This window comes from Chromobacterium sp. W521 (assembly GCF_052805975.1).
In genome coordinates, this window is sequence record NZ_JBRBAF010000013.1 from 23,354 (window position 1) to 42,024 (window position 18,671).

The 18,671-nt window shown below is 62.1% G+C and carries 19 protein-coding genes; 5 read left to right on the forward strand and 14 right to left on the reverse strand.

Annotation, left to right across the window (positions count from 1 at the left end):
- Positions 1-9 precede the first annotated feature (9 nt).
- Entirely contained in the window at positions 10-1,275 is a 1,266-nt protein-coding gene (locus ACUXV1_RS19235; RefSeq protein ID WP_446019665.1) for an MFS transporter, read from the reverse strand.
- Between the two features lie 172 nt (positions 1,276-1,447).
- Here ACUXV1_RS19235 and ACUXV1_RS19240 point away from each other — a divergent pair, with 172 nt between their 5' ends.
- From ACUXV1_RS19240 to ACUXV1_RS19250, 3 genes are all read left to right on the forward strand, one after another.
- Positions 1,448-1,675 (forward strand): glycine zipper 2TM domain-containing protein, encoded by a 228-nt coding sequence (locus tag ACUXV1_RS19240; RefSeq protein WP_019101688.1) that lies wholly within the window; start codon positions 1,448-1,450, stop codon positions 1,673-1,675.
- A gap of 96 nt (positions 1,676-1,771) precedes the next feature.
- Positions 1,772-3,139: a deoxyguanosinetriphosphate triphosphohydrolase gene (locus tag ACUXV1_RS19245; protein WP_256870389.1), complete on the forward strand. Its 1,368-nt coding sequence runs from the start codon at positions 1,772-1,774 to the stop codon at positions 3,137-3,139.
- 46 nt (positions 3,140-3,185) lie between these two features.
- Complete coding sequence (locus tag ACUXV1_RS19250) at positions 3,186-3,827, forward strand: histidine phosphatase family protein (protein ID WP_043637277.1); 642 nt, start codon at positions 3,186-3,188, stop codon at positions 3,825-3,827.
- Between the two features lie 45 nt (positions 3,828-3,872).
- On the opposite strand, the gene ACUXV1_RS19255 is transcribed toward ACUXV1_RS19250, so the two are convergent.
- From ACUXV1_RS19255 to ACUXV1_RS19265, 3 genes are read right to left on the reverse strand one after another with little or no spacing between them, the layout of a single operon-like run.
- Positions 3,873-4,493 (reverse strand): SCO family protein, encoded by a 621-nt coding sequence (locus ACUXV1_RS19255; protein WP_446016253.1) that lies wholly within the window; start codon positions 4,491-4,493, stop codon positions 3,873-3,875.
- Position 4,494: 1 nt separating this feature from the next.
- Positions 4,495-4,905: a hypothetical protein gene (locus ACUXV1_RS19260; RefSeq protein ID WP_446016252.1), complete on the reverse strand. Its 411-nt coding sequence runs from the start codon at positions 4,903-4,905 to the stop codon at positions 4,495-4,497.
- Positions 4,906-4,912: 7 nt separating this feature from the next.
- Positions 4,913-6,928, reverse strand: a complete 2,016-nt coding sequence (locus tag ACUXV1_RS19265; protein WP_446016251.1) for an RICIN domain-containing protein — start codon at positions 6,926-6,928, stop codon at positions 4,913-4,915.
- Positions 6,929-7,465: 537 nt separating this feature from the next.
- Here ACUXV1_RS19265 and msrB point away from each other — a divergent pair.
- Positions 7,466-7,858: a peptide-methionine (R)-S-oxide reductase MsrB gene (msrB, locus tag ACUXV1_RS19270; protein ID WP_019101694.1), complete on the forward strand. Its 393-nt coding sequence runs from the start codon at positions 7,466-7,468 to the stop codon at positions 7,856-7,858.
- A 98-nt stretch (positions 7,859-7,956) separates the two neighbouring features.
- On the opposite strand, the gene ACUXV1_RS19275 is transcribed toward msrB, so the two are convergent.
- On the reverse strand, positions 7,957-8,556 hold the full coding sequence (locus ACUXV1_RS19275; RefSeq protein WP_081555666.1) for an NUDIX domain-containing protein: 600 nt from the start codon (positions 8,554-8,556) through the stop codon (positions 7,957-7,959).
- Between the two features lie 49 nt (positions 8,557-8,605).
- On the opposite strand from ACUXV1_RS19275, the gene ACUXV1_RS19280 reads away from it, so the two are divergent.
- On the forward strand, positions 8,606-9,391 hold the full coding sequence (locus ACUXV1_RS19280) for a DeoR/GlpR family DNA-binding transcription regulator (protein ID WP_446016250.1): 786 nt from the start codon (positions 8,606-8,608) through the stop codon (positions 9,389-9,391).
- Positions 9,392-9,979: 588 nt separating this feature from the next.
- On the opposite strand, the gene ACUXV1_RS19285 is transcribed toward ACUXV1_RS19280, so the two are convergent.
- From ACUXV1_RS19285 to hflX, 9 genes are all read right to left on the reverse strand, one after another.
- On the reverse strand, positions 9,980-10,822 hold the full coding sequence (locus ACUXV1_RS19285) for a PhzF family phenazine biosynthesis protein (protein WP_446016249.1): 843 nt from the start codon (positions 10,820-10,822) through the stop codon (positions 9,980-9,982).
- 63 nt (positions 10,823-10,885) lie between these two features.
- A complete protein-coding gene (locus ACUXV1_RS19290) occupies positions 10,886-11,812 on the reverse strand; it encodes an NAD-dependent epimerase/dehydratase family protein (protein WP_446016248.1) in 927 nt (308 codons plus the stop codon).
- A 61-nt stretch (positions 11,813-11,873) separates the two neighbouring features.
- Positions 11,874-12,287 carry a MerR family transcriptional regulator gene (locus ACUXV1_RS19295; RefSeq protein WP_446016247.1) on the reverse strand — a complete coding sequence of 138 codons (414 nt, stop codon included), beginning with the start codon at positions 12,285-12,287 and terminating at the stop codon, positions 11,874-11,876.
- On the reverse strand, positions 12,274-13,113 hold the full coding sequence (locus ACUXV1_RS19300; protein WP_446016246.1) for a type 1 glutamine amidotransferase domain-containing protein: 840 nt from the start codon (positions 13,111-13,113) through the stop codon (positions 12,274-12,276). The genes ACUXV1_RS19295 and ACUXV1_RS19300 overlap by 14 nt, the downstream gene beginning before the upstream one ends.
- A gap of 350 nt (positions 13,114-13,463) precedes the next feature.
- Complete coding sequence (locus ACUXV1_RS19305; RefSeq protein WP_043637309.1) at positions 13,464-15,131, reverse strand: ABC-F family ATP-binding cassette domain-containing protein; 1,668 nt, start codon at positions 15,129-15,131, stop codon at positions 13,464-13,466.
- A gap of 180 nt (positions 15,132-15,311) precedes the next feature.
- The gene (locus ACUXV1_RS19310; RefSeq protein ID WP_446016245.1) at positions 15,312-16,331 is read right to left on the reverse strand and encodes a hypothetical protein; all 1,020 of its coding nucleotides are present in this window, start codon (positions 16,329-16,331) and stop codon (positions 15,312-15,314) included.
- The gene (locus tag ACUXV1_RS19315) at positions 16,324-16,734 is read right to left on the reverse strand and encodes a hypothetical protein (RefSeq protein ID WP_446016244.1); all 411 of its coding nucleotides are present in this window, start codon (positions 16,732-16,734) and stop codon (positions 16,324-16,326) included. Before ACUXV1_RS19315 ends, ACUXV1_RS19310 begins: the two co-directional genes overlap by 8 nt.
- A gap of 38 nt (positions 16,735-16,772) precedes the next feature.
- Positions 16,773-17,204: a hypothetical protein gene (locus tag ACUXV1_RS19320; protein WP_446016243.1), complete on the reverse strand. Its 432-nt coding sequence runs from the start codon at positions 17,202-17,204 to the stop codon at positions 16,773-16,775.
- Positions 17,205-17,257: 53 nt separating this feature from the next.
- Positions 17,258-18,646: a GTPase HflX gene (gene hflX / locus ACUXV1_RS19325; protein WP_446016242.1), complete on the reverse strand. Its 1,389-nt coding sequence runs from the start codon at positions 18,644-18,646 to the stop codon at positions 17,258-17,260.
- Positions 18,647-18,671 lie beyond the last annotated feature (25 nt).

Consider the following 18,671-nt stretch of genomic DNA (forward strand, 5'->3'; position numbering starts at 1 on the left):
CCGCCGCCATCAGACGTCCTCCGCTTCGCGGATCACCCCTTGCAGCCAGACGGCGGCCAGGCCGCACGTCAAAGCGCCCAGGACCAGCACCAGCCGGGTGTCCAGAATGGTCAACACGCTGCCCAGCAAAGCCACCAACACATTGGCCACGCAGAAGATCGTGGTCAACAAACCCATCACGCTGCCCTGCCCCAGGCTGGCGAAACGCTCCGAACACCAACTGGGCAGAATGGCGTTGTAAATCGCCAGCGGCACGCCCAACAACACGATCAAGCCTATGCCCGGCCAGGGCAAATCCGCCAGCAGGCTCAGCCCCAGCAGGCCCAGAGCCACCCAGGCCGCATTGATCCGCGCCAGTTCCAGCGGCACCCGCTTATGCCCAAGCTTGCCCAGCAAAACGCTGGCCGATGTCATCAACACGCACATCAACGCCGTCACCACCGCGATGCCGCGGCTGTCCAGCCGCGCGTACTCCACCAGCCACAAAGGGTAGAACTCGTAAAAAGCGTTGACCCCGATAGCAAACGCCAGTTGCATCCAGAACAACCGGGCCAACAAGGGGTCCGCCGACAACAGCCGGAAGGAGTGCTGGCCGCGCATCACCTGCAGCAAGGTCTGATCCTGATGCATGCGCTCGCCGGTTTCCGGCAGGAAGACCAGCAGCACCGCCAAGCACAGCAAGATGGCGCCGGCGGCCAGCAGGAAAGGCACCGCCTCTCCCAATGGCAAGGTCAACCCGCCGATCAGCGGCCCCACCAGCCAGCCGGTATACAGCACCGCATTGAGAATGGCGAAGGAGCGCGTGCGATCCAGCTGCGGATGCAGATCCGCGACGATGGCGCGCGCCACCGCCACATTGCCCTCGGTCAGGCCGGTGACAAAACGCGCCAGCACGAACAGCAGATACCAGCGGCTCCATAAAGCGTACGCCGTCAACAGATAGCCGGCGAAGGTGAGCAACAAGGTGCCTGTCAACACCCGCCGCCGCCCCAGCCGGTCCGACAACGCTCCAATCAAGGTGCTGCCCAGCAAAATACCCAGCGGGTTGGCGGCCAAGGCCAGGCCCAGCAGCAGCTTGGGCGGCAGCCCCAGGAAGTGGTTGAACGCATCCGGCGCGGAGTTCACGAAGATGGGCGCCAGGATGGGATAAGGCATGGCTACCCCGGCCGTGCTCATCAGCGCCACCAGACAGACGGTTAGCAGAATTAATTTTGGATGGGAAACATTCATGACGCATACCAACGGAACGATGACCCATACTAATCCTGCCCCCATAATAAGTAAACAAATTAGTTTACTTAATGACGCTCCGCGTACTGGATATCATCAATCCAGCATATAGAATGCTGTACGTATGGTTACGAAAAGGCGCGTAAAAATAGGAACCAGATAGCATTCAAAGCGTCTCAGACTACACAAGACCTACTTCATGTTTTTGGAGACTTCGATGACCTCGATTACCAGCAAACCCGCCGTTAAAGTCATTGCCGCCAGCCTGCTCGCCGTGAGCCTGCTGTCCGGTTGCGCCAACATGTCCAAGCGCCAGCAAAACACCGCCATCGGCGCGGCCGCCGGCGCCGTGCTCGGCTCCGTGCTCACCGGCGGCGACGCCATCGGCACCGTCGGCGGCGCGGCTGTGGGCGGCGTGGTCGGCAATCAGACCGGCAAGCGCTAAACCCGCGACCCCATTCCAAGAGCCAGCCCCGCGCTGGCTCTTTTGTTTTGCCCGCCGCGCCCATATCATCAAGACAACAGCACCACGGGCTATGCCATGACCTCCTCCGCACGCATGAATTGGGAACGACTCCTCTCCACCAAACGCTTCAAGGTCATTCAGGGCCACGTCAAGGAAACCCGCACCCCGGCCACCGAAGAAGGCAGCCCGGGCTTGCGCACGGACTTCCACATCGACCACGACCGCGTGGTGTTTTCCAGCGCCTTCCGCCGGCTGGGACGCAAGACCCAAGTGCACCCGCTGGCGCGCCACGACCATACCCACAACCGGCTCACCCACAGCGTGGAGGTGGCCAGCGTCGGCCGCAGCCTGGGCAACCGCGTCGGCATGATGATGCAGCACGCTCATCTGCTGCCGGACAACTACACTCCACACGACATCGGCGCCGTGGTGCAAGTGGCCTGCCTGGCCCACGACATCGGCAATCCGCCCTTCGGCCACACCGGCGAATACGCGCTGCGCGACTGGTTTCGCGCCGAACGCAACGCGCACTGGCTGCACGGCCTGGCGCCCGAGGAAATCCGCGATGTGCAGACCTACGAAGGCAACGCCCATGGCCTGCGCATGCTGGCCACGCTGGAAATGTACACCGGCGAAGGCGGCATGCGCCTCACCGCCGCCGCCTTGGGCGCCTTGATCAAATACCCGTGGACCTCGGATGCCGAAGCCGCCCAGGCCCGCGACAAATTCAACATCTACCGCACCGAGCTGCCCTATTTCCAGCGCGTGGCCGCGGAGTTGGGCCTGCTGCCCAAGGGCATCCAGCAATGGAGCCGCCACCCGCTGTCCTACCTGATGGAAGCCGCCGACGACATCTGCTACGCGATTCTGGACCTGGAAGACGCGGTGGAGATCGGCATCCTTGACTTCAAGGAGTTCGAAACCCTGTTTTCCGGCTTTACCGAATACGAACGCATCTGGGACATGCAAGACGTGCGGCAGAAATGCGGCACCTTGCGCGGCATCGCCATCGGCCGCTGCGTCAGCGAAGTGGCGGAGAAATTCATGCTGCACCACGACGGCCTGCTACGCGGCGAATTCCCGGCCAAGGACCTGATCAATCTGTGCGGCGCCCAGGTACAGGACGCTTTGATCCACGCCAAGGAACTGGCCAGCACCCGCGTCTACCGCCACCGAACCAAACTGGTGACCGAACTGGCCTCCTACCCGTGCATGGCGGGCATTCTGGACGCGCTGATCCCCGCCGCTCACGCCTACGTCAACAAGGGCGCCGAGTGCCTGAGCCCGCGAGAACACCTAGCCATGGGCCTGCTGGAACAGCATATCCGCAGTGACGACAGCCTGTATCAGGCCTATATGAAAGTATTGGATTTCGTCGGCGGCATGACCGACAACTACGCCGCCAACCTGGCGCGCGACATCTCCGGCGTGGGCATTTTGTAAGACCGCCCCGCCGCATTTTCGGCAGTTAAAAATCAGAAAGACAGGAATGCAGCACACCACCCGTTTTTGCGTCGTCCGCCATGGCGAAACCGACTGGAACCGCGAATATCGATTGCAAGGCCATACCGACATCCCCCTCAACCCCACTGGCCAGGAGCAGGCGGCAAGCCTCAGCCGCGCGCTATGGCCGGGGCGCTACGCCTTTGACGCGCTCTACGTCAGCGACCTGACCCGCACCCGCCAAACCGCCGCGCCGTTGCAAGCGCGGTTAAGCCTGACCCCCACCTACAGCGCCGAATTGCGCGAGCGCCACATGGGCGTGTTCCAAGGCCTGACCTACGCCGAGGCGGAGCAAACCATACGCGACGACTATCTGCAACTGAAATCCCGCGATCCGGACTACGACCTCAAGGGCGGGGAAAGCCTCAATGTCTTCATGCGACGCATCCGCGATGGCTTCACCAGCATCGCCCGCAGCCATCTGGGCCAAACCCTGCTGGTGGTCACTCATGGCGGCGTGCTGGAAATGATGTACCGACTGGCCACCGGCAAACCGATGTCCGAAGCCCGCGATTTCCCCATCCCCAACGCGGCGCTGAACTGGCTGAGCTATTGCGACGGCCGCTGGCAGGTCGAACAATGGGCCGACGAATCCCACTTGCCCGCCGCGCTGGACGAAATCCAATAGCAAAACCGGCCGCGGCCGGCACAAGCCGCCGCGGCCAGCGACAAGCTAAGCCAAGGCCGACAGGGTGCGCGCGATGGTTTCCGCAGACGGCAGCTCCGTCGATCGCCACGCCAGCCGGTGCTTGGCATCCACCAGCAAGACTTCCGTATGGTGCGCGCCCAAATCCGTCCGGCGCTGATTGAACGTAGCCAGCACCAAGTCCAGGGAGGCCAGATCGGGGCTGGCTGCCCGCCAGCCTGGCTTGGGACGAAACGGCGCCAGCCATCGCCGCAGCTGCTCGGGCGTATCGTTCAATGGGTCAAGACTTAGCGACAATAGCTGCGTCCTCGCGCGCTTTGACTCCGGGATCAAATCCTGCACCTGCCTGAATGTCGCGCCCTGAATCGGGCAAACATTGGAACAGCGGGTAAAAATCAGCTGGATAGCCGTCAAGCGACGCTGCAATAAAGCGTAAAACGAACGTCGCTGACCATCGCTGTCCCTCAGCAGGAAATCCGGCAGCGGCAACGGCGGGGAAATCTCCCCATGCGCCAAGGCCAGGTCCCTCGGCGACACGGCGTCGGCAAACGCGGCCGGCCCCGCCAGCCATAAGGGCGCCAGCCCCGCCAAACCCATCGCAAACCGCCTCCGCCCTTGATCCAGCGGCTCGACATCTTTCCGCTGCATGCTAATGCTCCTGCAAAAAAAGCCATAAAGCCCGGCACTCCGCCGCGCTCAAGCTGTAGCGCGGCATATCCGTGCTGATCAAGATCGCGGTCGGGTCTTTTCCGGTTCGCAACATCTCGCAAAAACTCTGCTCGGTATAAGCCCGCTCCGGTCCTCCGCGCCTGGCGCTGGGCTCCGTCAAAAATTTCGCGCCCAAATCAGGAGCGAAGCGGCCTTCCGCCCGCGCCTGATCCTGTAGGCGGTGACAGTTGGCGCAACGCACGTACTCGGCGCCCAAGGGACGGTTATGGACATAGAGCTGGCCGATCAAAGCGACCTGACCGTAGAACAGCCGGCCGCCGGCCGGCGCCTCCTCGCCGCCGGCCGCGCACGGGATCCCCAACAGGGCAAGCGCGCAGGCGAGCCCTCCCAAGCGCTGTTTAATTGATGGTGATGATCCGGGCCACACTGGGCACCCCCTGCGGGCTCATGGCAAACAACATGTAGTTGCCCGGCAAAACCACGCCGCTATCCGCCGGAATTTGCAGGGAATAACTTGTTTCCCCCCCAGTCGGCGCAAGCTTCGACACCGACAGCGCAATTCGGCGCTGATCATTGTTGACAGAGTGAGTTACCGCGGACAAGCGCACCAAGGAAAAATGGCTCGCCGCCTGCTGCGTTTTGACTTCGATCACGCTCCCCGGCCTCGCCTGAGCTGGCGCGGCGCTGATCACCGGCCCGGCAGCCAGGCTGCCGTCTGCGTTCAGCAGATACGGAGGCGTCAATATTTCCGCGTTCAAGTGGTTTTGCGGGCAATTCGCACCGCACAAGCCGCCGCCTCCGACAAACACGCGCCCATCCTGCAGCAAGATCGCCGTGCTATGGTAGGTGCGCGGCACCTGCATCGGTTTCAAGGGCGAAAATGTCTGCTTCGCCGCGCTCCATAACTCAGGCGTCAACACCGCGTAGGAGTCCGTGAACGGCTGCGGTATCGTCTGCCCGCCCACCACCACCACATCGCCATCCGGCAAAACCACCGAATTGGCGAATGCGCGGCGATAGCTCATCCCCGGCAGCGGCTTGACCTTCACCGGAGCCTTGGGGCCGCCGCGGATATCGATCAGATAAGCCGAGTTGCTCGCGTAAGTCGTGCCTGTGTTCTGCTGATAAGCCGGCGCGCCGCCCAGCTTCAGGATCTGGCCGGCGTCCACCATCACCGCATTGCCGTTGATGCTGTAGGGGTCGTTGCCGCGCGTTCCCGCCGAGACGATGCTGCCGGAACCGCTGGTGCCAATCCAGTTCATCTGCGCGCTGGGTCCGGCATGAAATACCATCCCGCCACTGCTGGCGAACAGCCACAAATGATTATCGCCGCGGTACACGCTGCCATTGGTGTCCTGCGGATCGGGGCCGATCACATTATTTTCAGGCACGCCGGCAAGAACTTTCCAATGGCCGCCTTCCCACACCTCTCCGGTACGATTGGGCCGGCTCTTGCTGTTGTAGCCGCCGCTCCAGGAACCGCCCAAAGTCAGTACCCGTCCATCCGACAGCACGGTATTGGCCTCATAGCCCCGCGGGATATTCATATTGCCGCTGGCGCTCCAACGCTTGGCAGCCCAATCGTATATCTGTGTTTTAGGGCTGCTGGAGCCGCCGTTGATCAACAGATTGCCGTTGGACAGCATCGACGTGCCCGGGCAGAACAAATTCGAGCCGGTGGTGACCACCGTCAGCGGGAGCGGCGCGTTTTTCGCCGCGTCGAACAGCGCGGTATAGGTCTTGCTGTTGCCATTGCCGCTGTCTCCGCTGAAAGCGTCGGGGAAATCCGCGGACCACATCATCAGCTTGTTGTCCGGCAGATTGGCGACGCCCACGGGAGTTACCGGCAAGGGAATCACTCCGCTCCAGGCGGAGGGAAGAGCCGTGCTTTTGGAACCAGGGTAATCGAACATGAACTGGTCGTTCACCTGCGCCTTGCCCTGGCAGGGCCATTGCACCACTTTGGTTCCCTGAGTCGCGACGCCGGAAAAGATGTTCACGCACTGGCCGCTGGATGCGGACACGATATGGTAAGCGCCGACATCCACCGGCTGGATTTTCCACTGGTCATTGGTCGCCGCAGCGCCTTGGCATGGCCACTGAATCAGCTGGACACCCTGATTGCGACTGGAAGCCGGCACATTCAGGCACATCTGCGATTTCTGCGAGACGATGTGATAGAAACCGTTGGCCAAGGGCACGAACGTCCATTGCTCATTGCTCCCCGCCGAGCAGGGCCACTGAATGATGCCGGCCCCGGACTGGGTCGAACCGCCCCCGACATTCAAGCACTGGCCGCTATTGACCGCCACGATGCCGGTGGCGGCGGCGGCGCCCGCCTCAGAGCAAACCAGCCCTAGCAGTCCGAGCACGCCGCTCGCCAACGTCAGCAAATTGATTCGAAGCCTCAACATATGTCCCCTTTGGAGTCAGTCACGCGATCAAAACTCTCCCGATTCACCCGACGGCCCTCCCGCCTTTCCCACGGCATGAACGGCAGCAACAGGCACTGCCGCCACTCTGATGCCCGCTTCGAACAAACACAACAAAAATTTACAACTGATGATTTATTTTGTATCAAATGCAGCACACAGTGCTGTGGAAAAAACCTGGGGTCGGGATAATGTTGAAAATAGAAAGGCTATTTGGAAGTATTTATTTATTTTTAATAAATATATTAATTAATCAAGGCAACGTTCTCCACATCGTTACAAACTCCCGCTCCGAATCCGTCATCCACGGGCTGCCGGCACGACTAATGAATCTGAGGCCAGGTTGGGTGACAAGAAGGCCAACACAGCATCAGGGGTTTTGTTAGCAGGTCAAATATTGAGATAAGAGCCCGCACCCTTCCCTCGTCAACCCTGTCCCCGGTAAAACCTTAACGCCAGATATACCGGCAACCAGGACTCGCCCTAAAATAGGGCTAACCCACTGCACAGGAGCGCACCATGACCATGCAAAAAACCGATCAAGAATGGCAACGGCAGCTGACGCCGGAACAATACCGCGTCACCCGCCAGGCCGGCACCGAGCGGCCGTTCAGCGGCGAACACTATACCCGCACAGAGAACGGCGACTACCACTGCGTCTGCTGCGGCACCTTGCTATTCCATAGCGACGCCAAGTACGACCCCGGCTGCGGCTGGCCCAGTTTTTGGGCCGAAGCCGCCGGCGCGCGCATCGCCCGCATCGTCGACCACTCCCACGGCATGACCCGCATCGAAGTGCGCTGTTCGGAATGCGACGCTCACCTGGGCCACGTCTTCCCGGACGGCCCCGAACCCAGCGGCGAGCGCTACTGCATCAACTCGGTGGCGCTGGCGTTCACGCCCAAGGCGTGAGCCCTGTTGGGGGGCCGTATCAAGAGCGGCTGGCTAGCGAGCCGGACCACCGTTGGTTCCACTGCGATATGGACCCGCAATCAAAATCCGTTGCGGGTTCATGCTTGGCGTCCTTCCGTGATTTCGCTTAATGCTAGGTGCTGCAAGAGCATGATTGTCTTGCCGTCGACGATTTCGCCGCTTTTGACCAATTGTAAAGCGGTCCGCAGCGGCATTTCGAGCACCTCAAGATCCTCACCCTCGTCTTCGAGGCCACCGCCATCATTTACGCGCATGGATGCGTCGTAGTCCCCCAGATAGAAATAGAGCTTCTCAGTCACTGACCCCGGGCTCATGTAAGCCTCAAATACCTTGCGGATATTGCTCACGCGGTACCCAGTCTCCTCTTCCGCCTCTAGGCGTATGCGCTCTTCCGGTGTGGCGTTGTCGAGCAAGCCCGCGGCCGCCTCGATCAACATGCCGTCGTGTCCATTGACGAACACGGGCATCCGAAACTGGCGCGTGAGCACGACATTTCCCGTGTGCCGGCAATGCAACAGGATGGTTGCGCCGTTGCCGCGATCGTATGTTTCCCTGCTTTGACGCTGCCACGTGCCGTCTCGGCGCAGAAAATCGAACGTCACCTTCTTCAGCGTGTACCAATTGTCGGAGAGTACGGTGGACTCGACGATGCGAACCCGGTCTTTCGTTGCAGCCATGGCGCCTCCAGTCGACAGCTAAATATAGATAATGGTATCGTGCACATTCGTGCAATATCAAGATATTTCGTGCAAATATATGCTAACGTCACACAGAAAGAAAGCCATCCTGGACGCGCTCGCTCGCGATGGCCAAGTGCTCGCCGGCGAGTTGAGCGTGGAGTTCGGCGTATCGGAAGACACGATTCGCCGGGACTTGCGTGAACTCGCTTCGGAGGGGTTATTGCAACGCGTTCACGGCGGCGCGTTGCCCGTTTCTCCTGCGCTCGCGCCGTTCGAGCTGCGCCGGGACATTGAATCGGCCGCCAAGCAGAGGATTGCACGACAAGCGGCCACGATGATCGCCCCCGGGCAGACAGCAATCATTGATGGCGGCACCACGTCGGCATTGTTGGTCAAGGCACTGCCCGCTGATCTGCGGGCGACGATCGTCACGCATAGCCCAAGCGTCGCCACGGCGCTCGCCGAGCACCCTTCGGTCGAAGTCATTCTGATAGGAGGACGGCTGTACAAGCATTCGATCGTCGCCGTCGGCGCCGGCGCGATAGAGGGTATCTCGCGCATCCATGCGGATTGGTACTTCATGGACGTGACCGGTGTTCACCCCACGGCGGGCCTGAGTACCGGAGATTTTGAGGAAGCCGCGATCAAGCGCGCGCTCGCTTCGCGCGCGGCGGAGACGGTTGTTCTGGCGTCGTCGTCGAAACTCAATGCGGCGTCGCCGTTCATCATCGGTGAGATCACGCTCGCACAAACCATCGTCGTCGAGAAGGCCGCCGACCGGGAATTGATGAAACAGATCGAAGCAGCGGGAGTGTCGGTTGTGCGTGCATAGTGCTGCCAATCAAAGCGTGCAGCCAAGATTGCGGCAACCCGGACGGCATCTGTACGTCGGCACATCCCTGCTCCCAAACGCCCAAATGCCGATTGAGCCGCATGCCGGCACAAGGCCGTCCATCGAGTGATGGCCAACGATCTGGCAGGTAACAGCGACTGTCTCAAACTGGCCGACTGCCGCCATCGGACTTACCCAACCCAAGCCTATCCGGCCACGTGCGGAAGGCCGATGCGTAAGCAACATGCAACTCGTGTGCAGTGAGGATGCCATCTAGCAACCGGGTTGCCAGGCATCGGTTTCTTTGATGTCTTCCGCATCCATCGGCATGCAGAATACAAGGACATGGCACGTGCATTTCAAAGCTGTTTTCCACGCCGCGTTGCTGAAGCGCCGTAGGCTTTGCATCACTTAGAACCTGATCACGATCTCGCGAGCTAGAGCGAGACGAGGCAAAAACGGTTGAAAAAGCGGAGTGTACACACGGTACATGAGCATTTTGGATGCCCTTTCAACGCCGTATCGCCGACGCGTAGCAGATCGTGAACAGGTTCTTAGATGAACGCAACAAATGCCGGCAGGCTTGAACTACAGCGCCAGCCGGCCTTCAATGCAGGTCACGGCATGCCCCCCTATCCACACCTCATCGCCCACCTGCTCCACTTCAATGCACCCGGCGCGCCCCATGCTCAGACCCTGGCTGACGCGGTAGCACGCCGGAGCCAGTCCAGCCCCCAGCAACCACTGGGCAATACCGGCGTTCAGGCTGCCAGTGGCCGGGTCTTCAGGCATGCCGTCGCCGGAGATGAAAGCTCTTACTTCGAACTGCGCGTCGGTATCATCGTGCCGCGGGTCGCAGGGTGCGATCACTCCCACCGCCAGCCCGCTCAGCGCCGGATAGTCCGGTTGCAGGTCCAGCACCCGCTGGCGCTTGGCCAGCATCACCGCCAGCCAGCCCGCGCCGTTGTCCACCCACTGGGCCGCGACGATCTCCCCGGGCGCCAGGCGCAAGCCCAGGCGCACCCGCTCCAGCAGTTCGTCTTCCACCAGCCCGGAACGCAGCAAGGGCGGCGCCAGAAACGCCAACTGCCGCCCCTGGCGGCGGATCCGCACCAGCCCCACCGCGCATTCCTGAATGATCTCCTCCCCCTGGGGCGCACCTCCGGACTCCAGCCAGGCGTGGCAGCTGCCCAGAGTCGGATGACCGGCAAACGGCAGTTCGTTCAGGGTGGTGAAGATCCGCAGACGATAGTCCGCCCGCGGGTCGCGGGGCTGGAGGATGAAAGTTGTCTCACTGAGGTTGGTCCAGTTGGCGAAGGTCGCCATCTGCCGGTCATCGAGCCCGTCGGCGTCGAACACCACGGCCACTGGGTTGCCCTTGAGGGGCGTGGAACTGAAGACATCAACCTGCTTGAAGCCCAGGGAGCTCATGAAATGTCCTATTGGTATTTTGCTGGGCCGGCTAGTCTACCTCCAAACCCGCCTCGTGACCCATCAAGCCAACTCGGCTCGAATCAAACGGACGCCGTCTTGGTAGCGGGTCACCGCGAAATCGGGGAAGCGGCGTTTGAATTTGCTGGAATCGAACAGATTGTCGCTTTCATAGCGGGGCAGCAGTTCCCGGATTTCCCGCGCCGGCTTGGAAAACAGACCCAAGGCGGTCAACATCCATTTGCCGACCAGGGCGTACGAGGCCTCTCTGCCGAACGCCTCGCACGCCATGGCGGCGAATTGCTTGTAGGTCGGCCGGTCTTCGCAGCAGGGCAAGTGCCAAGTCTGGCCAAACGCGTCCGGCGTGTTGCCCAGCGCCGCCAGCGCCCGGCTCGCGTCCGGCGTCCAGATCAGGGTTCTTCTTGTGTCATCGCGCACCGGCACGCGCGGCTTGCGGCCCTGTTTGAGCGGGGCGAAGACCAGCGCATTGGTGATGCTTTGCGTATTACCCGGCCCGTAGAACTCGGGGGCCCGTCCGATCAGCACGGGTATCTCGCCGCGGGCCATCTCCTGCAAGACCATGGCGGCCATGGTCGCCCTGACCCGGCCTTTGCGGCCCACCGGCGCGAAAGGCGTCTCCTCCGTCAGTATCCTGTCATCCTGCGGATACATATAAGTGTTGTCGAAATAGGCGAACTTGGCGCCCTCCGCCCGACACGCGTCCAGCGCGTTTTTCAACATCAATGGGAACTGCGTCTCCCACAGCCTGCTGTCCGGCGGCAGCCCAGCGGTGAAGTAGACCAGTTCGCTGCCCCTGACCGCCTCGCGCGTCTGCCCGGCATCCAGCAAGTTTGCGGGCAGCAGCGCATCGCTGGCGTTGACTTTACGCGGCTTGCGGCTGACCAGCCGCAAATCGTTGTGATAGTTATCGTGAAGCTCGCGGGCGAGTTCCACCGCGATCTGGCCATTGGCTCCAAGTATGGTTTGCATAGTGCTTCGTGGAATCTTGAGTGGGAAATGAGATGCGTGGATTCAGCGGCCAGGCCGCACGCTATTTGTCGACGGCAAGGCCCAGGCCGGCCATCACCCGGGCGGCATTGACCTTGCAGTCCATGCCTTCCGGCTTGGACTCGATCAGCTGAACCAGGGATTGGATCTGCGCCTTGCTTTGCGCCAGGCGCGCCTCAATCGCTTCGATATCCGCCACCTTGCGCTTGAGCGTGCCGATCAGCTCATCATGCCGCCAGGACGAAACATCCGCCGGCAGCAGACGCTTGATTTCCTCCAGCGAGAAACCGGCCTGCTGGGCATCATTGATGATGGTCAGCAGCGTCAGCGCCTCCGGCGGGTAATCCCGGTAGCCGTTTGCCTGCCGGCTGGCGATCTTCAGCAAGCCCTTGGCTTCGTAGAAGCGGATCGCCGACGCCGCCATGCCGGCGCGCTTGGCCAGCTCACCGATTTTCATGCGCGTCCTGACCCAGGCTTGGCAGGCCCTCAGCTTGCCGCGGGTGAGCGGCCGGCAAGGCCGCCAGCAAGGCCCGCGCCACTTCCTTGCTGGAGCCGGGGTTCTGGCCGGTGACAATGCGGCCATCGGTCAACACAAAGCTGCCGAAGGGCACCCATGACTTTTCGTAGCGCGCGCCTCGGGCCTCCAGCTCGCTCTGCAGCCAATAGGGCACTTGGTCCTTGACCCCGGACAGCGTTTCTTCGAGATTGGAAAACCCGGTCACGCGGCGGCCTTCAATCAATGGCCGGCCGTCGTCCGCCTCAAGCTCCAGCAGCCCGGCCGCGCCATGGCAGACCGAGGCCACAATGCCGCCATGACGGTAGATGCTTTCCGCCGCTCGCTTGAGAGCCGGATTGTCGCGGAAGTCCCACATCGTGCCGTGGCCCCCGGTGTAGAAGATGGCCAGACAGGCATCCGGATCAATTTCCGCCGCCGCCCTTGTCGATTGCAGCCGCGCCATGAAGGCCGGATCGCGCAGACGGACTTTCGCCGCGGCGTCGGCATGGGGCCACCCCAGGCTGCGAGGGTCCAGCGGCACGGCGCCGCCCTTGGGGCTGACAAAATCCACCGCGTAGCCGGCGGCCGTCAACACATCGTAGACATGCGTCAACTCGGCGAGCCACAACCCGGTGCCATCGTTTCTGTCCGGATAACGGTCGTGGCTGGTCATGGCCAGCAGCACCCTGCCGAGGCGGGCGGCTGACGCCGGCACCGATTCGGCCGCAGCGGTTTTCATCATCAATAGCGACATGGCGAATAAGACAAGCCTCTTGAAAGTCAGCATGGGGACACCCTGTGAAGAATAGAACATTCCGCCACGCCTTCCGCTTCGGCTGGTGATGCCAAGGACCATGCTAAGCTTGAAGTTCGCTTTAATGTCAACCACGGGTTTTCCGACCGCAACGCCGGCGCGGCAGCCAAACAAAAAGGCAGCGCCGCCGTTCCGGCGACACTGCCTTTGTTGATTGCCGCTAACAGCCTGTCCAAAGTCTCGCGAGCATGGGCGAGACAAGGCTAAAACTAGCGAAGAAGCGGAATGGTCGAGGGGTACATGAGCATTTTGAGCCCGTACTCACCGTGCAACGCTTCACGAAGCCCAGCAGACTTTGAAAAAGCTCCAAGGCCCCTTTCAGCTTAACGCTTGCCCGCCGCTTCTTCGCGCCGGCGCTTGGCTTCTTCCAGCAAATACACTTGGTAGTCGTCCAGATCGCCGTCAAAATCGCTGACGCCGCCGCGCGACACCATCCAGAACTCGTCGCAGACCGCGCGCAGCAGGGCTCGGTCATGGCTGACCAGCATCACCGAACCCTCGAACTCGTTCAACGCCACGCTCAAGGCCTCGCGCGTGGCCAGGTCCAGATGGTTGGTCGGCTCGTCCAGCAGCAATAGATTGGGACGCAGCCAAACAATCATGCACAACACCAGCCGCGCCTTCTCTCCGCCGCTCATGCTGCCCACCGCCTGCTTGACCATGTCGCCGCTGAAATTGAAGGTGCCCAGGAAGTTGCGCAGGCCCTGTTCTCGGCAATCATTGGCCGGCGGACGCAGCTGCGCCGGCGTTTCGCGCGCCAATCGCAGCATGTGCTGCAGCGGGTCGTCTTCCGGCCGCAGCACGTCCAACTCCTGCTGCGAGAAATAGCCGATGTTCAAACCCTTGCCGCGGATGATCTCGCCGCCGGTGGCCGCCAGCGCCTCGGCCACTGTTTTCACCAGCGTGGACTTACCCTGGCCGTTGGCGCCCAGGATGCCGATGCGCTGGCCGGCCAGCACCGAGCGGTTGACGTCCTTGACGATCACGATGGGCGGCGCGCCGTCCCCCGCGCCCTCAGCCGCCGGATAGCCGAACGAAGCCTGCGACATGGTCAGCATCGGGTTGGGCAGGCTGCTGGGTTCTTTGAACTCGAACTGGAAGTCGGCTTCGGTCAGCACCGGCGCGATCTTCTCCATCCGCTCCAACGCCTTGACGCGGCTTTGCGCCTGCTTGGCCTTGCTGGCCTTGGCCTTGAAGCGGTCGATGAATTTCTGCAGATGCGCCATCTTCTCCTGCTGCTTGGCCAGCACGGCCTGTTGCAGAATCAGCTGCTCGGCGCGCATATCCTCGAACTTGCTGTAATTGCCGCCGTAACGCACCAGCTTGCCGTGATCGATGTGCAGGGTGACATTGGTCACCGCGTCCAGAAATTCACGATCATGGCTGATCACCACCATGGTGCCGGCGTATTGCTTGAGCCAGGCCTCCAGCCAGACCAGCGCGTCCAAATCCAGGTGGTTGGTGGGTTCGTCCAGCAGCAACAGGTCGGACGGGCACATCAGCGCGCGCGCCAGTTGCAGGCGCATGCGCCAGCCGCCGGAAAAACTGTTCACCGGCCGCTGCAGCTCGGCCACGCTAAAGCCCAGGCCCAGAATCAGCGCCTGCGCCCGCGCGGGAGCGTCGTGCTCGCCGGCGTCGTTCAGCGCGGTGTAGGCATGCGCCATGCGCATGTAGTCTTCGCCCGCCTCGGCTTCGGCCACTTCGCGCCGCGCCGCCAGCAGCGCGGTATCGCCCTCCACCACGAACTCGGTGGCGGTCTGCGAGGTTTCCGGCATGTCCTGCGCCACCTGCGCCATCCGCCACTGGCTGGGGATGGAGAAATCGCCGCTGTCTTCGTGCAGGCTGCCGTTCAATACCGCAAACAGAGAAGACTTGCCGGCGCCGTTGCGCCCTACCAGGCCCACCTTTTCACCGGGATTGATATTGACTGTCGCGCCGTCCAGCAAAACTTTAGTGCCGCGACGCAAAGCCACGTTTTTCAGAATGATCATTGGGAATTGCGGTATTACGAAATTATAGAAAACAGGAAAATCACGGTCCGCGACTATTCGCGGCCTGGCGGAATATCATGCGTGCGCCGCGCCCGCGGCTCAGAACATGCCGGGGATTATACGCAGATGCGGGCTTCACTGGCGGAACGCTTGTCGCGTGGCAAGGACCCGCTTGGCCGCTCACGCCTCAAGCGGGTTCAAGGGCAGCAAGCCGCGGCGCTCGTCGAAGCGATAGCGCCTGAAGCGGTCCTGGAAGTCGTTGCCGCCGGCCACCCGGGCAAACGACTGACCATCGATAGCCACAGACTTGACATAGTATCTCTCGTGCGGCGGCTTGCTGTCGTCCATCGCTGCGCTCCAGGCCATGTCGCCCAACACGATCAGCGCATCCACCGAGGAATCGACGAATTTATAAAGCCTGGGAGCTTGACCCTCGCAATACGCCAGCGCCTGCGGCGCGTTACCGGCGAAGATATTGCAGTGCCACAGGATATTGCCGTCGGTGTAGTAGCTGTCGCTCAGCGCCCGCATGGAGCGGGGCTGGGCTCCTTCCAGCACATAGCTGAGCGCCGGGCTGAATTCCATTCTTTGACCACCAGCTGCCTCCGCATCGTCCACCATGATGGTTTTCCCGGCCACATCGGCGTAGACCTGAACGCCATCGGTATACAAGCAGCCTATCCTGGCCGGGTGCTCCGGGCTGGCGTTGGCGACGGCGTCGATGGCGGCCAGCGCGCGCAGTATCTCGCGGTCCAGCCAGCGGCCCTGGCTGTCCGGCGCGCCCAGCAGCGGCATGGCCAGCAACCACTCGCGGAACCAGGCCGGATCGCCGGCATCGCCCGGCCCCGCTTCGGACCAGTCGACAATGGCATCCGCAACCGCACCAGGCTTGCCCGCCTTGTCGCGGCAAGAGACAAGCTCCTGCCACAATCGCTTCAGGAAGCGCGCGTCATCGCGGCTCTGCCGGCTGGAGCCATCCCGCAGGCAGGAGGCGAACTGCAGGGTCTTTTCTGCGCGCTGGTAGCGGCACAACAGCGCATTCCCAGTGACGGGATCGCAGCACTGCACCAGGTAATCGGCCAAGGCGTCGAGCACGCTGCAGCCCGCCTGACCATCGATAGCCACCGGCCGGGCCAGCCACTTATTGAATCCCTGGTTGGACAAGGGGATCTCAGCATAAAACACCAGGGCCTCAGACATCGGCGACCTCCTCATCCGCGCCGTCCATATAGACCGAGCACTCCTGGAACAACAGATGGGACAAGGCAAGCTCCAGCGAGAAAGCGCCGCTGGCCTGCTTCAGACGCAATGTTTCTCCTTCCACCTCCAGTTGCAGCGCGCAATAACGCGCCTCGCGCCAGTTGGATATCCGGATGTCGGCGCCGGCGTGGGCGAACAGCTTGATCACGATGGTATTGTAGTCCCGCCCCCACTGGCCCCATTTCCGGACCTCCATCGCCGGCCGCTGCCGGGTATGCAGCTTGAAACTCAACCGCCCGCCCACGTCCAGGCTGATTTGCCCCAAGAACAAGGGCTGTTCCAGGCCGGAGGGAAACAAGTCCAACAAGAATGTGTTGCGGGTGATCCGATTCAATAAATCCATTGCAGCCTCAAGAGGATTGCGGCCGGAAGCCGGCGCGTTCAGCCAAACTCGAAATCGCCGATGATGTCGGCCAGCCGCGTCTGGAGCAGTTGCGCGTCGTAGCCGGTGCACAGCACCGCCAGCTGGTGATCGTGGCTGTTCACCAGATAATGGCGATAACGGTCGGCACCATGGTCGTCATGCGTCCACGCCCGCACCGCTTGCAAGTGCGCGTGCAGCCAATCCGACTCCAGCACTTGGTAGAGGGACGAGCCGAATTCCAGCTCGTCCGGGATCAGCCGCGCGCTGTGGCGCTCAACCTTGACAGCGAGCACCCCGTAGAAACGCACGCAGCCCAACACGCCCGGCGCGATGTCGGCATCGTCATCCCAACAATCGAACACCGCCATGGCCTGATCCCGCTGATGCAGGGTCACGACATGGCATTGCGGGTTTTGCCGGAACGGCAGTTCGACTTCGACAATCCCCACATCCGCCTCTCGCTCGCGTGAAATGAAAAAGCCCAGGCCCGGTGCGCCCTGGTTCAGACTTCCCAGTATTCCTTTTCCCGCCCCTGCGAGCCTGGGTTCAACTGCTCGCGCAGGCTGCGCAGCTTCTCCGGCTCGCCGCGCACGCGGAACCAGCTGCCCTCTTCGTCCGCGCGCTCTTCCAGCACTTGGCAGTGGCTGTAGATGTCGCCGCGCAACTGCTGCGCCGACCACGGCAACAGCAGCTCGCCCTCCTCCAGATCGCGCTGGAAGAAGGCGACGATGAGGGCGCGCAATTGAGCCACTTCCTCGGGCCGGCGCGCGCTCATCACCACGCAGTCCGGGTAGCGCTGCCGCAGCTCGGCCGTCCAGGCGGCCTGCGCCGCCTCGTCGCCGACATGGTCGATCTTGTTGAACACCCGGATGCGCGGCACCTCGTCGGCGCCGATTTCTCCCAGCACCTCGTCGGTGACCTCCAGCTGACGCTGGAAACCTGGATCGCTGGCGTCGATCACATGCAACAGCAAAGCGGCGTCCAGCGCCTCTTCCAAGGTGGATTTGAACGAAGCCACCAATCCGTGAGGCAGGTTCTTGATGAAACCCACGGTATCGCTGACCAGCACCCGCGGCACGCTTTCCGGGTAGATGGCGCGCACCGTGGTGTCGAGGGTGGCGAACAATTTATTGGCCACCAGCACCTCGCTGCCGGTCAAGGCTCGCATCAGCGTGGACTTGCCGGCGTTGGTATAACCCACCAAGGATACCCCGCCCAGGCCCTGGCCCTGACGCTCCAGCCGGCGCGCGCGCTGGGTCTTGCGTTCCAGTTCCATCGCGACGATTTCGCGTTGCAGTTCGGCGATGCGGTCGCGCACCTTGCGCCGGTCCAGCTCGGTATGCGATTCGCCGGCACCGCGCCCGCCCATGCCGCTGCGCTGCCGGCCTTGCGGACCGGCCAGCTTGGCCGCCTCGCGCAAGCGCGGCGCCATATAGCCGAGACGGGCGATTTCCACTTGGGCGCGCGCCGCGCGCGAGCGGGCGTTGCGGTGGAATATCTCCAGGATGACCATGGTGCGGTCCATCACTTCGCAACCGACCGCCAACTCCAGATTGCGCGCCTGCGACGGCGAGATCTCGTGGTCCACCAGCAAGGCGTCGATCTCCACCGTGCCAGCATCCAGCACCGGCGGCGCGTCTTCCAGCTCGTCGTTGCGAAGGCCGCGGTTGACGAACTGGCTGATTTCCTCCAGCTTGCCCACCCCCATATAAGCGGTGCGGTCGAAGCTGTTACGCTTTTGCACAAAGGTCCGCACCACTTGGAAGCCCAGGGTCTTGGCCAGTTCGCTCAGTTCGGTGAGCGAGGCCTCGAACTCGACATCGCTGACATCGGGCAACTGGACCGAGGCCACCAGGGCGTAGCGGGGTTTCTCTTTGACTTCTGTTTGCATGTGCGTATGACTTTAACTTGATAGC

Bases quoted from the DNA above. Each gene is read 5' to 3' on its own strand.
- ACUXV1_RS19235 (WP_446019665.1), bottom strand. From the start codon at position 1,275: ATGGGGGCAGGATTAGTATGGGTCATCGTTCCGTTGGTATGCGTCATG.
- ACUXV1_RS19240 (WP_019101688.1), top strand. From the start codon at position 1,448: ATGACCTCGATTACCAGCAAACCCGCCGTTAAAGTCATTGCCGCCAGC.
- ACUXV1_RS19245 (WP_256870389.1), top strand. From the start codon at position 1,772: ATGACCTCCTCCGCACGCATGAATTGGGAACGACTCCTCTCCACCAAA.
- ACUXV1_RS19250 (WP_043637277.1), top strand. From the start codon at position 3,186: ATGCAGCACACCACCCGTTTTTGCGTCGTCCGCCATGGCGAAACCGAC.
- ACUXV1_RS19255 (WP_446016253.1), bottom strand. From the start codon at position 4,493: ATGCAGCGGAAAGATGTCGAGCCGCTGGATCAAGGGCGGAGGCGGTTT.
- ACUXV1_RS19265 (WP_446016251.1), bottom strand. From the start codon at position 6,928: ATGTTGAGGCTTCGAATCAATTTGCTGACGTTGGCGAGCGGCGTGCTC.
- msrB (WP_019101694.1), top strand. From the start codon at position 7,466: ATGACCATGCAAAAAACCGATCAAGAATGGCAACGGCAGCTGACGCCG.
- ACUXV1_RS19275 (WP_081555666.1), bottom strand. From the start codon at position 8,556: ATGGCTGCAACGAAAGACCGGGTTCGCATCGTCGAGTCCACCGTACTC.
- ACUXV1_RS19285 (WP_446016249.1), bottom strand. From the start codon at position 10,822: ATGAGCTCCCTGGGCTTCAAGCAGGTTGATGTCTTCAGTTCCACGCCC.
- ACUXV1_RS19290 (WP_446016248.1), bottom strand. From the start codon at position 11,812: ATGCAAACCATACTTGGAGCCAATGGCCAGATCGCGGTGGAACTCGCC.
- ACUXV1_RS19295 (WP_446016247.1), bottom strand. From the start codon at position 12,287: ATGAAAATCGGTGAGCTGGCCAAGCGCGCCGGCATGGCGGCGTCGGCG.
- ACUXV1_RS19300 (WP_446016246.1), bottom strand. From the start codon at position 13,113: ATGCTGACTTTCAAGAGGCTTGTCTTATTCGCCATGTCGCTATTGATG.
- ACUXV1_RS19305 (WP_043637309.1), bottom strand. From the start codon at position 15,131: ATGATCATTCTGAAAAACGTGGCTTTGCGTCGCGGCACTAAAGTTTTG.
- ACUXV1_RS19310 (WP_446016245.1), bottom strand. From the start codon at position 16,331: ATGTCTGAGGCCCTGGTGTTTTATGCTGAGATCCCCTTGTCCAACCAG.
- ACUXV1_RS19315 (WP_446016244.1), bottom strand. From the start codon at position 16,734: ATGGATTTATTGAATCGGATCACCCGCAACACATTCTTGTTGGACTTG.
- hflX (WP_446016242.1), bottom strand. From the start codon at position 18,646: ATGCAAACAGAAGTCAAAGAGAAACCCCGCTACGCCCTGGTGGCCTCG.